Origin of the sequence: Sulfitobacter sp. 15WGC (assembly GCF_005068605.1) — a bacterium.
Lineage (GTDB): Bacteria > Pseudomonadota > Alphaproteobacteria > Rhodobacterales > Rhodobacteraceae > Sulfitobacter > Sulfitobacter faviae.
The window spans coordinates 1-15,909 of the sequence record NZ_SZNL01000019.1; the positions used below are offsets into that span (position 1 = coordinate 1).

General features: G+C 58.6%; 16 protein-coding genes and 1 pseudogene. 2 read left to right on the plus strand and 15 right to left on the minus strand.

Annotated features, from left to right (window positions below):
* The coding region (locus tag FCK22_RS14665; RefSeq protein ID WP_136720531.1) for a transposase at window positions 1–290 on the minus strand (290 nt) is incomplete at its 3' end.
* A 350-nt stretch (window positions 291–640) separates the two neighbouring features.
* Here FCK22_RS14665 and FCK22_RS14675 point away from each other — a divergent pair.
* Window positions 641–2,734, plus strand: a complete 2,094-nt coding sequence (locus FCK22_RS14675; protein WP_043847195.1) for a protein-disulfide reductase DsbD domain-containing protein — start codon at window positions 641–643, stop codon at window positions 2,732–2,734.
* A gap of 2 nt (window positions 2,735–2,736) precedes the next feature.
* Here the strand turns inward: FCK22_RS14675 and FCK22_RS14680 are convergent.
* The 4 genes and pseudogenes from FCK22_RS14680 to FCK22_RS14695 form a co-directional block, all read right to left on the minus strand.
* Window positions 2,737–3,505 (minus strand): annotated as a pseudogene (locus FCK22_RS14680) (MauE/DoxX family redox-associated membrane protein).
* 20 nt (window positions 3,506–3,525) lie between these two features.
* Window positions 3,526–4,476 carry a DUF305 domain-containing protein gene (locus FCK22_RS14685; protein ID WP_009824490.1) on the minus strand — a complete coding sequence of 317 codons (951 nt, stop codon included), beginning with the start codon at window positions 4,474–4,476 and terminating at the stop codon, window positions 3,526–3,528.
* A gap of 120 nt (window positions 4,477–4,596) precedes the next feature.
* Window positions 4,597–4,986: a Cu(I)-responsive transcriptional regulator gene (gene cueR, locus FCK22_RS14690; protein ID WP_009824489.1), complete on the minus strand. Its 390-nt coding sequence runs from the start codon at window positions 4,984–4,986 to the stop codon at window positions 4,597–4,599.
* Window positions 4,987–4,995: 9 nt separating this feature from the next.
* Window positions 4,996–7,506 carry a heavy metal translocating P-type ATPase gene (locus FCK22_RS14695; RefSeq protein WP_067264436.1) on the minus strand — a complete coding sequence of 837 codons (2,511 nt, stop codon included), beginning with the start codon at window positions 7,504–7,506 and terminating at the stop codon, window positions 4,996–4,998.
* A gap of 149 nt (window positions 7,507–7,655) precedes the next feature.
* Between FCK22_RS14695 and FCK22_RS14700 the strand changes: the two genes are divergently transcribed.
* Window positions 7,656–7,850, plus strand: coding sequence for a heavy-metal-associated domain-containing protein (locus FCK22_RS14700; RefSeq protein WP_037953528.1), 195 nt, complete (start codon window positions 7,656–7,658; stop codon window positions 7,848–7,850).
* An 8-nt stretch (window positions 7,851–7,858) separates the two neighbouring features.
* Here the strand turns inward: FCK22_RS14700 and FCK22_RS14705 are convergent, their stop codons facing one another.
* The 10 genes from FCK22_RS14705 to FCK22_RS14750 form a co-directional block, all read right to left on the minus strand.
* A complete protein-coding gene (locus FCK22_RS14705) occupies window positions 7,859–8,578 on the minus strand; it encodes a DsbA family protein (RefSeq protein WP_067264438.1) in 720 nt (239 codons plus the stop codon).
* The gene (locus tag FCK22_RS14710) at window positions 8,578–9,072 is read right to left on the minus strand and encodes a cytochrome c (protein ID WP_005619169.1); all 495 of its coding nucleotides are present in this window, start codon (window positions 9,070–9,072) and stop codon (window positions 8,578–8,580) included. The genes FCK22_RS14705 and FCK22_RS14710 overlap by 1 nt, the downstream gene beginning before the upstream one ends.
* Window positions 9,069–10,457 carry a multicopper oxidase family protein gene (locus FCK22_RS14715; protein WP_050686572.1) on the minus strand — a complete coding sequence of 463 codons (1,389 nt, stop codon included), beginning with the start codon at window positions 10,455–10,457 and terminating at the stop codon, window positions 9,069–9,071. The genes FCK22_RS14710 and FCK22_RS14715 overlap by 4 nt, the downstream gene beginning before the upstream one ends.
* Window positions 10,458–10,473: 16 nt before the next feature.
* Window positions 10,474–11,364, minus strand: coding sequence for a cytochrome c (locus tag FCK22_RS14720; RefSeq protein ID WP_067264441.1), 891 nt, complete (start codon window positions 11,362–11,364; stop codon window positions 10,474–10,476).
* A gap of 4 nt (window positions 11,365–11,368) precedes the next feature.
* Entirely contained in the window at window positions 11,369–11,968 is a 600-nt protein-coding gene (locus FCK22_RS14725; protein ID WP_009824484.1) for a cytochrome c, read from the minus strand.
* Between the two features lie 5 nt (window positions 11,969–11,973).
* Window positions 11,974–12,345, minus strand: a complete 372-nt coding sequence (locus FCK22_RS14730) for a cytochrome c (RefSeq protein WP_248646541.1) — start codon at window positions 12,343–12,345, stop codon at window positions 11,974–11,976.
* Between the two features lie 87 nt (window positions 12,346–12,432).
* On the minus strand, window positions 12,433–13,005 hold the full coding sequence (locus FCK22_RS14735; protein ID WP_043847205.1) for a L,D-transpeptidase: 573 nt from the start codon (window positions 13,003–13,005) through the stop codon (window positions 12,433–12,435).
* A gap of 128 nt (window positions 13,006–13,133) precedes the next feature.
* Entirely contained in the window at window positions 13,134–13,727 is a 594-nt protein-coding gene (locus FCK22_RS14740; protein ID WP_005619183.1) for a L,D-transpeptidase, read from the minus strand.
* Window positions 13,728–13,744: 17 nt separating this feature from the next.
* On the minus strand, window positions 13,745–15,187 hold the full coding sequence (locus FCK22_RS14745) for an ATP-binding protein (protein WP_050672446.1): 1,443 nt from the start codon (window positions 15,185–15,187) through the stop codon (window positions 13,745–13,747).
* Complete coding sequence (locus FCK22_RS14750; protein ID WP_067264443.1) at window positions 15,184–15,903, minus strand: response regulator; 720 nt, start codon at window positions 15,901–15,903, stop codon at window positions 15,184–15,186. The genes FCK22_RS14745 and FCK22_RS14750 overlap by 4 nt, the downstream gene beginning before the upstream one ends.
* Window positions 15,904–15,909: the final 6 nt, after the last annotated feature.

Here is a 15,909-nt window from a genome sequence, read left to right on the forward strand (position 1 = left end):
ACCGCGCGCCAGAGCCAGTATGACCGACCCGCGATCTTCACAACGACTTCGTCCAGATGCCAGACATCGCCGGGGCGCGGCAGCCGTCGCTGTAGAACGTGGGCGATCAGGGGGCCGAACTTGACGCTCCAGCGCCGGATTGTCTCATACGAAACGTCGACGCCACGTTCCAGCATCAGCTCTTCGACCTCGCGCAGGCTCAAGTTGAACCGGACGTAAAGCCAGACAATATGAGCGATGATCTGAGGCGGAAACCGGTGGCGTTTGTAGCTGATCTTTTGTGTCTGCATCGACACCGCCTACGCCCAGATCAATGAACCAGCAACCTCAGGACCGTTAATGTGACAACACCTCTTCTTCCTTCTCTCAATTGCTAAGCGTTCAACTAAGTCATCCGCATTTGGTTTCAATTTCCAGCGCTGGAAGGTTGGAGGCCGCGGTTGCGATTGAAATGTTCAATGAAGAAAAAAGCTTCTATTGGCCTTCCTGCTACGAACGCGGACTTCGTCGCGTTATTCTCGCAGCGGGATGGCTTCACAAACGACATTGTATCCGTTTGTAAAGTTGACCAACCGGGAGATGCAGCCATAGAGGTGCTTCGGATTTCGATCTCGGGACAAGGGTGGAAGCGAGCCAAAAGATGATGCGAACCACGTTGCGCCTATTCTTCCTTCTCATGGCTTGCCTTTGGGCCTCCATGGGCTTTGCTGCATCGAGCGATACCTACGAGAATTCAACAATCACGGCCCGGCTCATCTCCGTTGAAAATGGGGTCGCGGAAACCTCCAGAACCCTTTCCCTTGGCCTGGATGTCGAGCTGGCCGAGGGCTGGAAAGCCTATTGGCGTTCGCCCGGCGAGGTGGGTCTGCCGCCTGAAATTTCATGGGATGGATCGGAAAATCTGGTGAGCGCACAGATGCTCTGGCCCGCGCCTGAGCGCTTCACGGCATTCGGCATCGAGAATTTTGGCTACAAGACCCGTGTCGTCCTGCCCATTCAGGCAGTTCTCGAAACTGCGGGCCAGTCCGCAACATTGCAGGCGCGTGTTTCATTGCTGGCGTGCTCGACTGTCTGTGTGCCGCATGATTTCGATCTCGCACTGACAATTCCGGCGGGCACCGGGATTGACGCGAAGGCGGCGGGCCTGATTTCGGAGTATGCCCAGCGGGTGCCGCTTGGTCCCGAAGAGAGCGACATCATTGTCGAAACGGCGGTGATCGCGGATGATGCGCTTTATGTGACGGCGCGCAGTGCGAATGCCTTTGTGAAGCCGGATATCTTTCCGGAACTGGGGCCGGAATTCACCTTTGGCAAACCGGACATCCGAACCGATGATGCGGGAACAGCCCTTTGGGCCAAGCTGCCTCTTCTCGCGCAAGGGGAGGATCCGCCGCCCCTGCAACTGACTTTGACCGATGGATCACGCGCGGTGACAGCGCAGCCCGCTTGGTCAGACCGCATCCCGGGTGCACCATTCGAGGTTATGGCGAACCTGCCGGATCTGACGCAAATCCTGGCGATTGCGGCCTTTGCCTTTCTTGGCGGTCTGATCCTGAATGTCATGCCCTGTGTTCTGCCTGTCCTGTCCATCAAGCTGACATCGGTTCTCAATCATGGAAACAAGCCAGCGCACGAGGTCCGGAATGGGTTCCTGATGTCGGCGCTTGGCGTTCTGGTGTTCATGTGGGCCCTCGCCGCAATCATTCTGGTTCTGCAATCCGTCGGCGTCACCGTTGGGTGGGGCCTGCAATTCCAAAGCCCTGTTTTCCTGACCGTCATGTTTCTGGTGCTTGCCGTGTTCTCTGCCAATCTGTTCGGGGTGTTCGAAGTTTCATTGCCCTCCGGGTTGCAGTCACGGCTGGCCAGATCAAGCGGTCGCGACGGGTATGGCGGAGATTTTGCAACAGGCGCCTTCGCGGCGGTGCTGGCCACGCCCTGCTCGGCCCCGTTTTTGGGGACAGCGGTTGCCTTTGCCCTGTCCGGGCGCCCGATTGATGTCATTCTCGTTTTCACGGCTCTGGGGCTTGGGCTCTCCCTGCCCTATCTGGTTCTGGCGGGGAAGCCTGGTCTGGTCCGGTTGTTGCCCAGGCCGGGACGTTGGATGGTTGTCGTCAAATGGGTGCTTGCCGGTCTTCTGGCCGGGACCGCGATCTGGCTGCTCTGGGTACTGATAGGGGTGGCGGGTGGCCGGGTGGCCATGACCGTGCTGCTTATGACGAGCCTTTTCATTCTTCTCGCAACAATACGTTTGCCGGGCAGATTGACGCGCCCGACAGCGCTGGTGGTGGTTGCTGTTCTCAGCCTTCTGGTGCCGACGGCGCTGACAATCCCGCCGCAGACGAGAGCGGTGGGCCAGGACTGGGTCGCGTTCGATCGCTCCGAGATACCGAAACTGGTGTCGCAGGGAAAAACCGTCTTTGTCGACGTGACCGCAGACTGGTGCCTGACGTGCAAGGCCAACAAGACGCTGGTGCTGGACCGTGCGCCCGTGGTCGACCAACTGCGGGGTGATAATGTCGTTGCGATGCGGGCAGACTGGACTAGGCCCAGCACTGACATTTCCCGGTATCTGGAAAGCCACAACAGGTTTGGCATCCCGTTCAACATCGTCTACGGGCCAAACGCGCCAGACGGGATCATCCTGTCCGAGGTTCTGACGTCCGAAGCCGTTCTCGACGCGCTGAGCAGGGCTGCACTTGGCGACCCTGTGACCGCTTTGAAAACGGATGGTTAGGCCTAAAAGAGGCCCATCGCACGCGCCGACATCCAGACGCCCATGAATATCATCATCAGGTTTTCGGTCAGGGACACGAAACCCAGCGGCACGTTTGAACCGCCGCCCACGCAGGCGCACTTGATCTCGCGCTTATCGATGTAGACGGCCTTGAAAACTGAAGCCGCTCCGACCGTACCGATGAACAGTGCAACAGGCGCGCTGATCCAGACCAAGGCACCGGCGACCATGAGAATACCGGCAAGTGCTTCGCCGAAGGGATAGACATAGCCATAGCGCACCCATTTCTGGGCAAGCAGATCGTAGTTCAGAAACATCGTGGAAAACGTCTCGACGTCCTGCAGTTTTTGAACAGCAAGAAAGCTCATCGAGATCGCGATGAACCACTCGAATGCCCGCAGCGTCAGGATCGAACCGTAAAACGCCCAACTGAGACCAAGCGCCATAAGGAATGCGACCGCGAATATCGCAATGACGGGTTGATAAGTCGTCTCGTCGTCATCCTTTACGTCCTGGCCGAAAAATTCCCTCAGCGCGTCATAGCCACCAATTCTTTCATTGCCGATAAAGGTCTGCGGAGTCGTTTCGACACCGTGTTCTTCCATGAAAGCATCCGTTTCCTCGCGGGTGTTCAGAGGCCGGTCCTCAATCGAATACCCCTCCCGCTCAAGCAGGTCCTTCGATTTTCAGCCCATAGGGACAAACATGCTCCTCCATCACCATTCGGTACAAAACCGCCGTCTTCGGGGTGGATTTTGCCTCTCTCGTCATGACGCGTTCCTTTAAATCCTTTAACCGTTGCAGGTCCAATACCCGGTAAATCCGACAGTCAGAGGCGTCTCTCCCGTCAATTCAAACAGCAGGGTGGCGTCTTCACCGTCCGCGTCACCCGGCGCCAGCGTGAATTGGCCACCATCGGCAGACAGGACGCCACCGGACGTCACTGTGTCTTGCGACGTGAAGTTGACCAGCGATCCGGATATCTTGGCGACGCCGTTCCCCGCCCCGTCCGTGACCAGAATGGGATCGGCGTTCACGGCGCGAATGAAACGGCATTGTCCGTCGGACCCCAGTGCGCGTGTTATTTCTTCGGCTTTGAGCGGTGCAGGACGGATTCCGGCAATCACCGGGGTTGCAATCGCTTCTTGAAGCCCCTCCATTTCAGCCGGACCGTCCGCTTCACCAAGTGGCCATTCAGGACCGGCTTCGCCATTTGCCTCAATGTCATCTATGAGGAAACGCATTTCGGAAATTTCGCGATTTTGCGCCGTCACGATTTCCGAAGCCAGAGCCTTGACCCGTGGATCTGTCAGCTCGGCCCGTTCGCTTGTCATGATCGCGATGGAGTGGTGCGGGATCATCGCGCTCATCCAGCTTTCGTCCTGAATGGTCTCCTGGCTTCTCACGAGCCAGAGCGCGCCGGCAAACATCACGACAGACCCGAGAAAGATCGCGGCGTTGACGCCCTTGTTCTTGTACATGTTCAACATGAAAAGGAGCATCACGGTCGCAATCGTCGCGCCCATGATGAACGTCATGTAAAATCGGGTTTCGCTCCAGTAGACATGTTCGAAGGAGTACGAGTTGATGTACATCAGGCCGAACATGATCGCTGTCGACGTGCCAACCATCGCCAGAAACCGGCCATAGGATGAACCTGAATGGCCCCCCGAATGTGCTGCATCTTCACTTGAACGGGCGTGGGACCCGCCGCTAGATTTCCCGGTCGTATCTTCAGACATTTGATCCCTCCACCTTGGCTTGAATTGCTGAAGAAACAACATTCCAGCGGGGGAGGGCTCCAACAAACTCCAACGCTACGGTGCGAAAATCCGAAGAATGTCGGCCCCAAGCATCATGCGCTACGGCTCTTTGGCCAGATCTTTCAGAATCGGACAATCCGGGCGGTGATCGCCATGGCAGGCGTCAACGAGGTGTGACAGCGTATCGTGCATCGACCTGAGCTGGGCAATCTTTTCGTCAATGGCCGCCAGGTGTTCTTGTGCGACCGCTTTTACTTGTGCGCTTTCCCGTGTCTCATCCTCATAGAGATCAAGCAGCGTGCGGCAGTCTTCTATCGAGAACCCCAAGGTCCGGGCGCGGCCCAGGAATGCGAGCTTGTGGATGTCGCTGTCGCGAAAGGCGCGATATCCGTTATCGCTGCGCAAAGGCCGGACAAGGCCGATGTCTTCGTAGTAGCGGATTGTCTTCGCTGGCAAACCCGCGCGTTCTGATACTTCTCCGATGTTCACACCTGTCTCCTATTCTGCGGGCTGCGTTGCGAATTTCGTCGCCGCGTCGTGGGGCGGATCCTGTTCCGACATCGTCGCCTTGATCCGTCGCAGCCGCAGCGCGTTGGTCAGAACCGACACGGAGGACAGCGCCATGGCCCCGGCGGCAAACACCGGCGACAGGAGCAATCCAAAGGCTGGATAAAGCGCGCCCGCCGCCACAGGGATCAGCGCGACGTTATAGCCAAAGGCCCAGATGAGGTTCTGCCGGATGTTGCGCATGGTCTTGCGCGACACGTCTATTGCATTCACCACGCCGCGCAGATCCCCCGACATCAGCACCACGTCGGCGCTTTCGATTGCGACATCCGTGCCGGTTCCGATGGCGATGCCGACATCGGCATGGGCCAGTGCTGGCGCGTCGTTGATGCCGTCCCCGACAAAGGCGATCTTGCTGTTCCCTTGCCGCAATTCGTCCAGGGCGGCGACTTTTCCATCCGGTAATACCCCTGCAATGACGTGGTCGATCCCGACCTCGCGGGCTATGGCATCTGCCGTGGCCTTCTTGTCTCCGGTGATCATCGCGACCTTGATCCCTCGATCATGCAGAGCTGCGATCACTTCGGCGCTGGAGGATTTGACCGGGTCTGCCACGGCAATCACAGCCGCCAGGGTTCCATCCACCGCAGCATAAAGCGCGGTGCGTCCCTTTTCGGCCAACGCCCTTTCGCGGTCTTCCAGCGGGCTGGTGTCAATGCCCTGCTGCACCATGAAGCGATCCGCACCGACATGAACCTTGCGGCCCTGGACAAGCGCCTCGACACCGTAGCCGGTCACGGACCGGAATTCCGTCGCATCGGGCCAGGACAGGCCTTCGCTCTTTGCGGACTGCACGATGGCCTCTGCCACCGGGTGCTCAGACTGCGCCTCGACAGATGCGATGAGGGCGAGTATCTCTGCCCGGTCAAAGCCGTCGGCCGTGATGAGGTCTGTCAAACTGGGTTGCCCTTGGGTGACCGTCCCGGTCTTGTCGAGCGCAACGAGGCCGACGTCGTCCAGATGTTGCAGCGCATCTCCCTTGCGGAAGAACACCCCCATCTCGGCAGCGCGTCCTGTCCCCACCATGATCGAGGTGGGCGTGGCCAACCCCATGGCGCAGGGGCACGCAATGATCAGAACGGAGACACCCGCCACAAGCGCAAAGGTCAGAGCCGGATCGGGACCGACCAGCAGCCAGACAACCACAGTCGCAAGCGCCAGAACCAGAACGGCAGGCACGAACCACATGGTCACGCGATCCACTAGGCCTTGGATCGGCAGCTTGGCCCCCTGAGCATCTTCGACCATGCGGATAATCTGCGCCAGCGTGGTATCCGCCCCGACCCGCGTCGCCGTTATGGTCAGGCTCCCGGTGCCGTTCACCGTGCCGCCGGTCACCGGTTCGCCAGCAGCCTTTGGCACGGCGAGGGGTTCACCGGTGATCATGCTTTCATCGACGTTGCTTGATCCTTCTGTGACCTCGCCATCGACAGGCAGCCTTTCACCGGGACGCACGAGGATCTGATCGCCGATCCGAAGTTCCTTGATGTCAACCTCGGTCGCCTGCCCCTCGCGCAGGACCCTGGCTGTCTTTGCCTGCAGACCAAGAAGGGCCTGAATGGCTGCACCGGTCTTGCCCTTGGCCCGCGCTTCAAGCCAGCGACCCAACAAGATCAGAACGACAATAACCGCCGCTGCTTCGAAATAGACGGCGCGCACACCGTCAGGCAGCACCTGTGGCAGGAAGGTCGCGACTACGGAATAAGTCCACGCCGCCCCGGTTCCCAGCGCGACAAGGCTGTTCATATCCGGAGCACGCTTGATCAACGCCGGAATGCCCTTCGCAAAGAACCTCCAACCCGGTCCGAACAGAACCACCGTGGCAAGCGCGAATTGGATCAGCCACGACGTTTGAATGCCGATTGTGCTCTCAATCAGGCCCTCAAAGCCGGGTATGGTGTGTTTTCCCATTTCCAGAACGAACACCGGAACGGTCAGGATCGCGGCAAGGATGACACGGCGCGCCAGCGCGTCGGCTTCTTCTGCCTTGCGGTCCGATCGGTCCTCGTGCGCATCGCTCTGCGCAATCTCGGCCGGGTATCCCGCCTCCGTACTGATCCGGGCAATCTCTTCCGGGGTGATGGCATCTGAAAGATACTCTACCACAGCCGTTTCGGTTGCTAGATTGACCGCCGCATTCAATAGGCCGGGTGTCCGTACAAGCGCCTGTTCAACCCGACCGACACAGGACGCGCAGGACATGGCGTCTACGTTCAGCGTGACGCGCGCCGTGCTTGCCGGGTAGCCGGCCTGCGACAGTGCCGCAACCGCTGCGCCCGTCGTGGCTGCATCATCCGTCTGAAACTGTGCCGTTTCACTCACCAGATTGACACTGACGTTCGAAAGGCCTGGAACCTCGCCGAGAGCCTTTTCAACCCTGCCCACACAGGACGCGCAGCTCATGCCGGAAACGGACAGACGTATCGTATTGGGGTCGGTCATGAGAGACTCCTCGGTTGAACTTACCCTGATATAGGGCTTCCAGTTGCTGGAAGCTCAAGAGAGTATCTCATTTATTTTTCTGATATTTGCTTGACCTTCCTCCCGATGGAACGACCAAGTCTGAGGTTGTACCAAAAATGGAGGCCTTCATGATTTTTTCCGTCCCGAAAATGAGCTGTGGACACTGTACATCCGCTATCGAAAGCGGCATCAAGGCAAAGGATCCATCAGCCGTTGTCACGTCCGATCTGGACCTTCGCCTTGTCACTGTCCAAAGCACATTGGAACAGGCCGCTGTGCGGCAAGCCATCGTTGACGCTGGCTACGACGCTTCAGCCGCGTAAGCTTGTCCTTATTCGGCGGCCCGTGCCTGATCGACAAGCTCGATCATCTGGTCCGCCTGGATCAGGCCCGGCGCAAGACTGTCGCCGATCACAAATGAAGGTGTGCCACTGAACCCCAGAGATTGCGCAAGCCGCATGGAAGTCTGTATGTGTTCTTCTATTTCCGGTCCGTTCATGTCGCTACGCAACTGTGCAACATCGAGGCCGATGTTTTCCGCAGTGCGGAGAATCGATGCTTCCTCTGCGCGTTCCTTCAGTTGCATCATGGCCCAATGAAACTCTTCATATTTGCCCTGGTTTCGGGACGCCAGCGCCGCGCGGGCGGCAAAAACCGACCCGTCCCCCAGAATGGGCCATTCCCGGTAAACGACCCTGACGTTGGGATCAGCGGCAAGCAATGCCTCCATTTCAGGTTTAACCCGGCGGCAATAGGGGCAGTTGTAGTCGAAGAATTCGACAACCGTGACATCGCCATCCGGATTGCCCAGAACGGGCGCATTGGGATCATTTTCAAGCGTGGCTTTTTCCGTATCGAGAACCTGCGCTGCGGCTTGCGCCTGCAACGCCTGCTGTTGCTGTTCGAACAACTGCGCGGCCTCGAACACGATGCCCGGATTCTCGCGGATGGCTTCCAGCACCAGTTCCTTGATCCGGTCTTCGTCCATGCCGTCTGCCGTCGCAGCGATGGGAAGCATTAACAGTGCGGTGGTAGCCAAGAATCTTTTCATTATCCGTCTCCTTGTGAGGCAATATCCTGGGCCGTGCGCTCGGCTTGCGTGGCGCGTTCACGCTCCGGCCATGTTGACTTGATGTATGCGAGGATGTCCCAGATTTCCCCGTCGCTCAGTTGGTCGCCGAAACCGGGCATGCCGCTGTTGAAGTCAACGCCTTGCGCCGCGAGAACCTCGGCGCCCCCCAGCTTGGTGTAGGCGAACAGCATGCTGTCCGCGTGGTGCCAAGTGTGGCCGCTTGCATCATGCGGCGGTGCGGGCAGGCTTCCGTCATCACGCGGACTGCGCCAGTTTTCTTCACCTTCCAGATTTGCGCCATGGCACGCGGCGCAATTTTCGGCATAGAGGACTTCGCCCGCGGCCACATCGGCTGAGGAGTTGATGAGGTTTTCCGCCGTATGGTCGGTTCCGCCGGACCGGGTCCACAGGAATATGGTAGCCACCGCAACGGTAACTACGCCCAACGCAAGATAGACGGATCGCGGGGTCATCCAACGACGATCTTGGTCATCATGCCCGAAGCCGCATGCGACAGCATGTGGCAATGTAGCAGCCATTGGCCCGGGTTGTCCGCCACAAAGGCAATCTCGCGCGTCTGACCCCGTTCAAGAAGGGTCGTGTCACGCAGCGGTCCGAGGGTGCCGTTTTCGGCGACCTCGTGGAAGTGAATGCCATGCAGGTGCATCGCGTGCGGAAACGCCGTGTCGTTCACGATCTTCAATCGTACATTCTGGCCGCGGTCCAGCCGCGCAAGGGGATCACCGTTGATCCCGTCCACTTTGCCGTTGAACGACCAGAAATACCCGGCCTCGACGATCTCGCCGATCGGCTTGAGTTCGCCCCCAAGGGAAGCGGACCTCATCCGCCCCATGGCACCGCCTTCCATACTCAGGCTGAGCATCGTGGCTTCACTCAAGTCGACCATCCTGTGGTCGTTCGGCGGCAAGGCCAAAGGCGCGTCTCGACGATTTTTCGAGCCCCACTCAACGACCTCGAATGTAACCTGGCTGAAGGCCTCTTCCCGGCCGAACTGAAGAATATGAGCCGTTTCACCAACATCCGCGACCACATCGACGATCAGGTCGATCCGTTGAGCCGGAGCGAGGATCATCGGCTCCGTCACCTTAATGGGTGCAGCCAGGGGCATGCCGTCCAAAGCAACCGCCCAACCGTCAAGGCCTTCCAGCCCCAGTTGGAAATTGCGCGCATTGGCAGCATTGATCAGCCGCAAGCGCAGTCTTTCGTTCTTGCGTGCACTCAGGCCCAGATTGAAGGTTCCATTGGTCGTCAGCAGGTTGCCGATGCGCCCTGCGTGGCTGAGATCATGAGGCGCTCCGAAGTCGTCTTTGATCTGCGCGGTTTCGGGGTCAATAAGCCAATCATCCAGGATCAGGACTTCCTCGCGATCAATGTCGAGAGGCTCGGCCTCTTCCACGATCAGTGCACCGTAAAGCCCTCTGCCCACCTGCTCAAACGACCTATTATGGGCATGGTACCAATAGGTCCCGGCATCCGGGACAGTAAAGTCATAGTCGAATGTTTCCTCCGGCTGGACCACATCCTGTGTCAGGCCGGAAACGCCATCCATCGCATTGTCGATGCGGATGCCGTGCCAATGCGTCGACGTTCCCTGAGAAAACCGGTTGACCAATCTGCGCTGGACACGCCCCCCCTGCGCCACGCGAATCTCCGGACCGGGTGAGCCGCCGTCAAAGCACCAAAGCGATGTCTTGCCATAGTTGCCGGGCAGCAGCTGCACGTCGCTTTGCTGGGCTGTCAGGGTCGCGAATGGCGTGCCCGCAAATCCAGTGCTGGCCGACAGACCACTGAACGCAGCAGATGTTGCCAGAAATTGGCGGCGATTGAGCGTGATCATTCGTGGGTTCCCAAGATTATGATTTGTTGTCCAGCAGGTAGGTGGCCATCGCATTCAGGTCTGCGTCGCTCAGAAAGCCCGTGCCATAGCGCACGGCTTCGGCCATTGATCCACCAAATACGTCGCCAGACGGCGTTATGCCAGATCGCAATGCATAAGCCATATCGTCTGTTGTCCAGCCTTCGGACACAAGATCGCGCGTCCGGATCGAAGGTGCTTTGCCACCTCCCGGCAAGGCGTCGTTGCCGGAAAACCTCTTCGATACTATGCGTGCGCCTGCAAAGTTCCGCGTTGTGTGGCAGGCAGCACAATGTGCCGCCCCGTTGACCAGCAGCTTGCCCCTGTTCCAAGCATCGCTTCGGTCCGCCTCTGGTGCGGTGTCAGGCTTTGTCAGAAAAGCCGCCCGCCAAAGTTTCATCCCCCATCGCTGATCGAACGGAAAAGGCACCTCATGGGACGGGGTCGGCACATTCACGGCTGGCACGGTCTGGAACGCGGCCCACAGATCGGCAATGTCCTGATCCGTGTAGTTTGCATAAAACGGGTAGGTGAAGGTGGGATAATAGGGGTCTCCGTCCGGGGAAATTCCCTGCCTTACCGCTTTTGCAAACTCTTCTACTGTCCAGCCGCCAATCCCGAATTCGACATCGGTGGTCAGATTTGGCGGATAGAATGTCCCGAAATCGGTCCGGAGCGGCGCTCCTCCTGCCAATGGCGCCCCGCCAGCTTCAAAGTTGGTGTGGCACGCAATGCATCCACTGGCGCGCGCCAGATACGACCCCCGCTGGGCATCGCCTTGCAGGGTCAGGTCCGAGACTGGCGCACCGATCGGCCAGGCTATCGTTGCCGCGACAACGCCGATGCCGCCGACGACCCCCGCACCGATGATCCAACGCCACCACCGCATCTGATCACTTGTCCTCTTTGCGGAACTTCTGGTGGCAGGCCGAACAGGTCTGGGCGACCATCGCGAACGCACGGTCGGTCGGCATGTCCGCAAACATCTCGGTCGTCATGGGAAGGTCCGATCCCATCATGCCCCCTCCCATTGCAGGCGCGGACCCGCCACCCATCATCCCGTCAGTGGCGCCGCCCATCATTGATTCGCTACCGTTGCCCTGTGCTGCGGCCAACCCATTGCCTGCGCTCAACTTCAATCCTTCGGCGGCTGTTCTCAACTCTTGCGCAAGGGCCGCGAACTCTTCGCTGTTTTCCCAGACCGACGGCAACGCCTTGGACACTCCGCCACCCGAGCCTTCAGGAAACAGTCGCGTCATTTGCTCACCGGCATGGCCGATCATCGCGCCAGCTTCCCTGCGGACGACATCGGCGTCATAAGGTACCTGACCCCGCATCATGGGTGATAGCGTCTTGAGTGTTTTGGCCATCGCGGACATGCCCTGCATCCGCTCCAGCACCACGCCGGTTGCTCCGGAATGCGCCAAGGCAGCAACGCCGGTCGTCCCGATCGCAATGGCAGTAATCCATATCTTCATGTTCAAGTTGGTCATTCCTGTCAATTGATCCCGTTGGCGCGCTGAAGTTCCCGCACATATGCAACAACCATCTTCACATCGCCGGGCGTGACGCCTTCAACTGGCGGCATATTGCCAAACTTCCAATGGTGCGCTCTGACACCTTGTTTCGCGGCAAGCAAAAAAGCGGCGTCACCGTGATGGCTCGGTTCATAGATCTTGTGGACAAGCGGCGGTGCCACGCCATTCTGTCCGGCAGCATTCGCACCGTGACAAGCGGCGCAAGCGCCATCGAAAACACGCTTTCCCAATTGGGCATTTGCTGAGAATTCAGCAGGCACAACCACGTCTGCAATCGGCGCGCCCTCTTCCGTCTGCGAAAGATCAGGCGTTGTCATTGTGTGGCCGGGCATCGAAGACGATGGCTGCAATTGCTGCCAGATCACAACCGCGCCACCGACGACAAAAAAACGCCGCAATCAGGATGCCGGACTTCGACATCAGATTAATCGTACCTGCGTGCCGACCGGTGTCCTTTCGAACACCTCGATGATTTGCTCGTTGTAGAGACCGATACACCCGCTTGAAGAGCGTCTTCCGATCTTGCGCGTATCATGGGTGCCGTGAATCCTGTAGTACGTCCAACTCAGGTGCAGGGCACGGACGCCCAACGGGTTATCCGGCCCGGGCGGCATATAGGCTGGCAAAGACGGGTCACGTTCGCGCATGGAGGGTGTAGGGGTCCAGTCAGGTTCGGGGTCCTTGAACGTGACTGTCGTGTAGCCGCGCTTTGTCAGCTCGTCAGACAAGGGAACCGATGTCGGATAAATGCGCATTTCGCCATCGGCCGTCCAGTGTTGCATCACGCGGGTAACGGTGTCTGCGATGATGATACCCTTGTCCAAAGCGTCAAAGTGGTCTTGCCAAGCGTGTGTACGAAACGATGAGATATTCCTTCGGACACTGGTTTGATCCACCTGCGCACGCAGGATGGACGGGGCCGCGAAAGCTGCCGATGCGGCACCTGCCGTGAATGCTCGACGCGTTACACGTGTTTGCTTGCGGGTCATCATATGGCCTCATGTTGTTGTCTGCCTATCCACTAGACTACCCGCCTGGTCGCATTTCATGAACAGTCCGGGGCCTGATATTATGTAACGATATGTATCCCGGCCAACGGACACGTCTTCGCGCTGCTGCCTCAAACCTCGATGGGTTTCAGGACAACACGCGTGTCGAGCGGGACCTTCTCATAGAGTTCGATGATCTGATTATTGGTAAGCCTTGCACAGCCGTTTGAGACACGTCGACCAATCGTCTTCGGATCCGTTGTGCCGTGAATTCTCAGGTAGGTGTCCCCACGCCCTGGCTGGTAAAGATACAAGGCGCGGGCACCGAGTGGATTGTTCAGCCCACCGGGCACACCGCCCGCAAAACGAAGATATCGGTCAGGATCTCTGGCTATCATGGCGGGTGTGGGCGTCCACCGCGGCCACTTTTGCTTGCGCGCGACATAGAACTCGCCGGATTCATAGAGCCCCTCCCGGCCAATTCCGACGGTATACCTGATTGCCCGATTGTTCGGCAAAGTCCAAAATAAAGCGAACTGGTTCGGATCGACATGTATTTCTCCCGGTTTGTCTGCCTCGGTGAACGGAACCTGGCGCGGCAACTGCTCCGGGGGCACCACAGATGGCCCGACGCGCCGGTCGTGCTCTGCGTCACTATGCGCGAATGCTGTTTTTCCACTCACCGAAAGAGCTGCAACAGAAGTCAGGAAATATCTTCGTTTCATATACTTGCCTCACTAAACTAGTCGGGTTTGAGGTGACGAACAACCCGCGCCATATGTGGCGAGCCTTCCTCTTTCGGGGCTGACTCGGCGCTTTGTTTGACGGGCAGCGTGATTTCAGCGCGCAGACCCCCATCAGTGCGGTTTTTCAGTTCGATAGAACCACCGTGCTCAAGGATGATGCTGCGCGCAATCGACAGCCCCAGGCCATGACCGCCGGTATCCTGTGATCGCGACGTCTCGAGCCTGACATAGGGTCCGAAAACAGCCTCCAGCTGATTGTCGGGAATACCGGGCCCCTGATCGTCGATGGCGACCACTACCTCACTGCCCATGCGTTGCCACGAAACCCTGGCCTCACTCCCGTAGCGGATCGCGTTCTCAATCAGGTTTCTCAACGCGCGCCCCATCGCGCTTGGTTTCACGGATACGATGAGTGGACCTTGGCTGGTCACCTGAACCTTGTCCAAGCCCATACCAGTGATCAGATCGTGCAAATCAACCGATTGGACCTCTTCATGCTGTCCGACGCCCTTCGCGAAATCGAGGGTCGCATCGACCATCCGTTGCATCTCTTCACTTGACGCCACCAAGGACGTGCGCGTGTCTTCGTCGTCCACCATTTCGGCCCGCACCCTAAGCGCCGTCAAAGGCGAGCGCAGATCATGCGCAAGCGCTGCAAGCATCTGGGTCCGGTCACTGACAAATCGCGTCAGGCGATCCTGCATGATGTTGAATGATCGGGTCAGATCCCGAACTTCCTTCGGCCCTACGACCGGCAGATCGCCCTTGGCGGCGCCGCGACCCAGACGTTCGGACGCAGTCGCGAGATCGTTGAGTGGTCCGGTCAGTCGGGACAGGAGAAACCAGAAACTTGCAACCAGCAGAAGTCCCGCAGTCAGTGCAAAGGATATGTTGGACGCCAGCGACCTTTGCAGAGGCGGCCGTTCGAACCGCGTCTCGATGTTGAGCCAATTCCCACCGGACAGCGCAATGGACAGCTCCATCTCGATGGCCGCAAGGCTGCCCTGCATCATTTCGGCGTGCATTTGCGCCATTTCCGGTGACAGGTTCGGAAGGGGCAGCAGACCTCCCTCGATTTCATGAACCTCAACCCGGATATCCCGGCTGTAGCTTTCCTGAAGCAGTGCCCGTATCCGCGCTTCGACCGCTCCACCGTCATCGTGTTGTCCGTGTGCAACCGACGGCTCGTCTGTAAGGTCGAACCGTACGAGCGGAGACGTTGCCGCGCGGACGATCTGGGCATGCAATTCCGGGGGTGCGCCTTCAATCAACTGTGCGACATTTGCGGCCCTTCCGGCGGCTTCGGCACCGATGGCGGCCTGAATGGCTAACGAGCGTTCATCAACGAAAAACCAAAGACTCAGAGCTTGCGCGAGGATCAAGACACCGAGGACCAGAAGGGCAATCTGTGCACGCAACGTCCGCGGAAGCAGCTTCATTCGCAAATCTCGACATCGCAGGAAAGACTATACCCCCCATGCCGGACAGTCGCGATGATCTTCGGGCGCAAAACGTCCTCTTCCATCTTCCGGCGCAACCGGCTCACCTGATTGTCGATGGTTCGGTCCAATGGACCGGCGACCCGGCCGGTGCTCAATTTGAGCAGCTCCTCGCGGCCAATGACCGTCCTTGGCCTTTGCAGGAACAGGGTCAGGAGTTTGAGTTCACCGGATGTAAGTTGCGTACGCGAACCGCCTTGGTCAATCAGTGTGCGGCCATCGAAATCCAGCTTTAGGTGTGCAAACTTCAACGTTTTCCCCGCAAAACCATTCGGTTTTGGGATCAGCTGCGTCCGACGCAATATCGCGTTGATCCGCGCCACCAGTTCCTTGGGATTAAACGGCTTGGCGAGATAATCGTCTGCCCCGCCATCCAGACCCGCGATGCGGTCTTCGTCGTCACCCAATGCGGTCAGCATCAGGATCGGAATATGCCCTTCCTTGCGCAATCGCCTGCACGCGGACAGCCCGTCTTCCCCCGGCATCATCACATCGAGGACAATCAGATCGAAATGCGCTTCCGCCAGCCTTGCGTCCATCTCAACTGCATTTTCCGCCGCTGAAGCACGCATGCCGTTGCGTTCCAGATAACTGGTGACGGATTTCCGAATCTCTGAATGGTCATCGACGACAAGGATGCGTGGCAGATCGCTCATGCCGCC

What these genes read in the sequence shown, in the direction of transcription:
- FCK22_RS14740 (WP_005619183.1), bottom strand. Translation starts at nt 13,727, where the DNA reads ATGAAACGAAGATATTTCCTGACTTCTGTTGCAGCTCTTTCGGTGAGT.
- FCK22_RS14705 (WP_067264438.1), bottom strand. Translation starts at nt 8,578, where the DNA reads ATGAAAAGATTCTTGGCTACCACCGCACTGTTAATGCTTCCCATCGCT.
- FCK22_RS14715 (WP_050686572.1), bottom strand. Translation starts at nt 10,457, where the DNA reads ATGATCACGCTCAATCGCCGCCAATTTCTGGCAACATCTGCTGCGTTC.
- FCK22_RS14750 (WP_067264443.1), bottom strand. Translation starts at nt 15,903, where the DNA reads ATGAGCGATCTGCCACGCATCCTTGTCGTCGATGACCATTCAGAGATT.
- FCK22_RS14695 (WP_067264436.1), bottom strand. Translation starts at nt 7,506, where the DNA reads ATGACCGACCCCAATACGATACGTCTGTCCGTTTCCGGCATGAGCTGC.
- FCK22_RS14675 (WP_043847195.1), top strand. Translation starts at nt 641, where the DNA reads ATGATGCGAACCACGTTGCGCCTATTCTTCCTTCTCATGGCTTGCCTT.
- FCK22_RS14730 (WP_248646541.1), bottom strand. Translation starts at nt 12,345, where the DNA reads ATGCCCGGCCACACAATGACAACGCCTGATCTTTCGCAGACGGAAGAG.
- FCK22_RS14735 (WP_043847205.1), bottom strand. Translation starts at nt 13,005, where the DNA reads ATGATGACCCGCAAGCAAACACGTGTAACGCGTCGAGCATTCACGGCA.
- FCK22_RS14685 (WP_009824490.1), bottom strand. Translation starts at nt 4,476, where the DNA reads ATGTCTGAAGATACGACCGGGAAATCTAGCGGCGGGTCCCACGCCCGT.
- FCK22_RS14725 (WP_009824484.1), bottom strand. Translation starts at nt 11,968, where the DNA reads ATGACCAACTTGAACATGAAGATATGGATTACTGCCATTGCGATCGGG.
- FCK22_RS14720 (WP_067264441.1), bottom strand. Translation starts at nt 11,364, where the DNA reads ATGCGGTGGTGGCGTTGGATCATCGGTGCGGGGGTCGTCGGCGGCATC.
- FCK22_RS14700 (WP_037953528.1), top strand. Translation starts at nt 7,656, where the DNA reads ATGATTTTTTCCGTCCCGAAAATGAGCTGTGGACACTGTACATCCGCT.
- FCK22_RS14745 (WP_050672446.1), bottom strand. Translation starts at nt 15,187, where the DNA reads ATGAAGCTGCTTCCGCGGACGTTGCGTGCACAGATTGCCCTTCTGGTC.
- FCK22_RS14710 (WP_005619169.1), bottom strand. Translation starts at nt 9,072, where the DNA reads ATGACCCCGCGATCCGTCTATCTTGCGTTGGGCGTAGTTACCGTTGCG.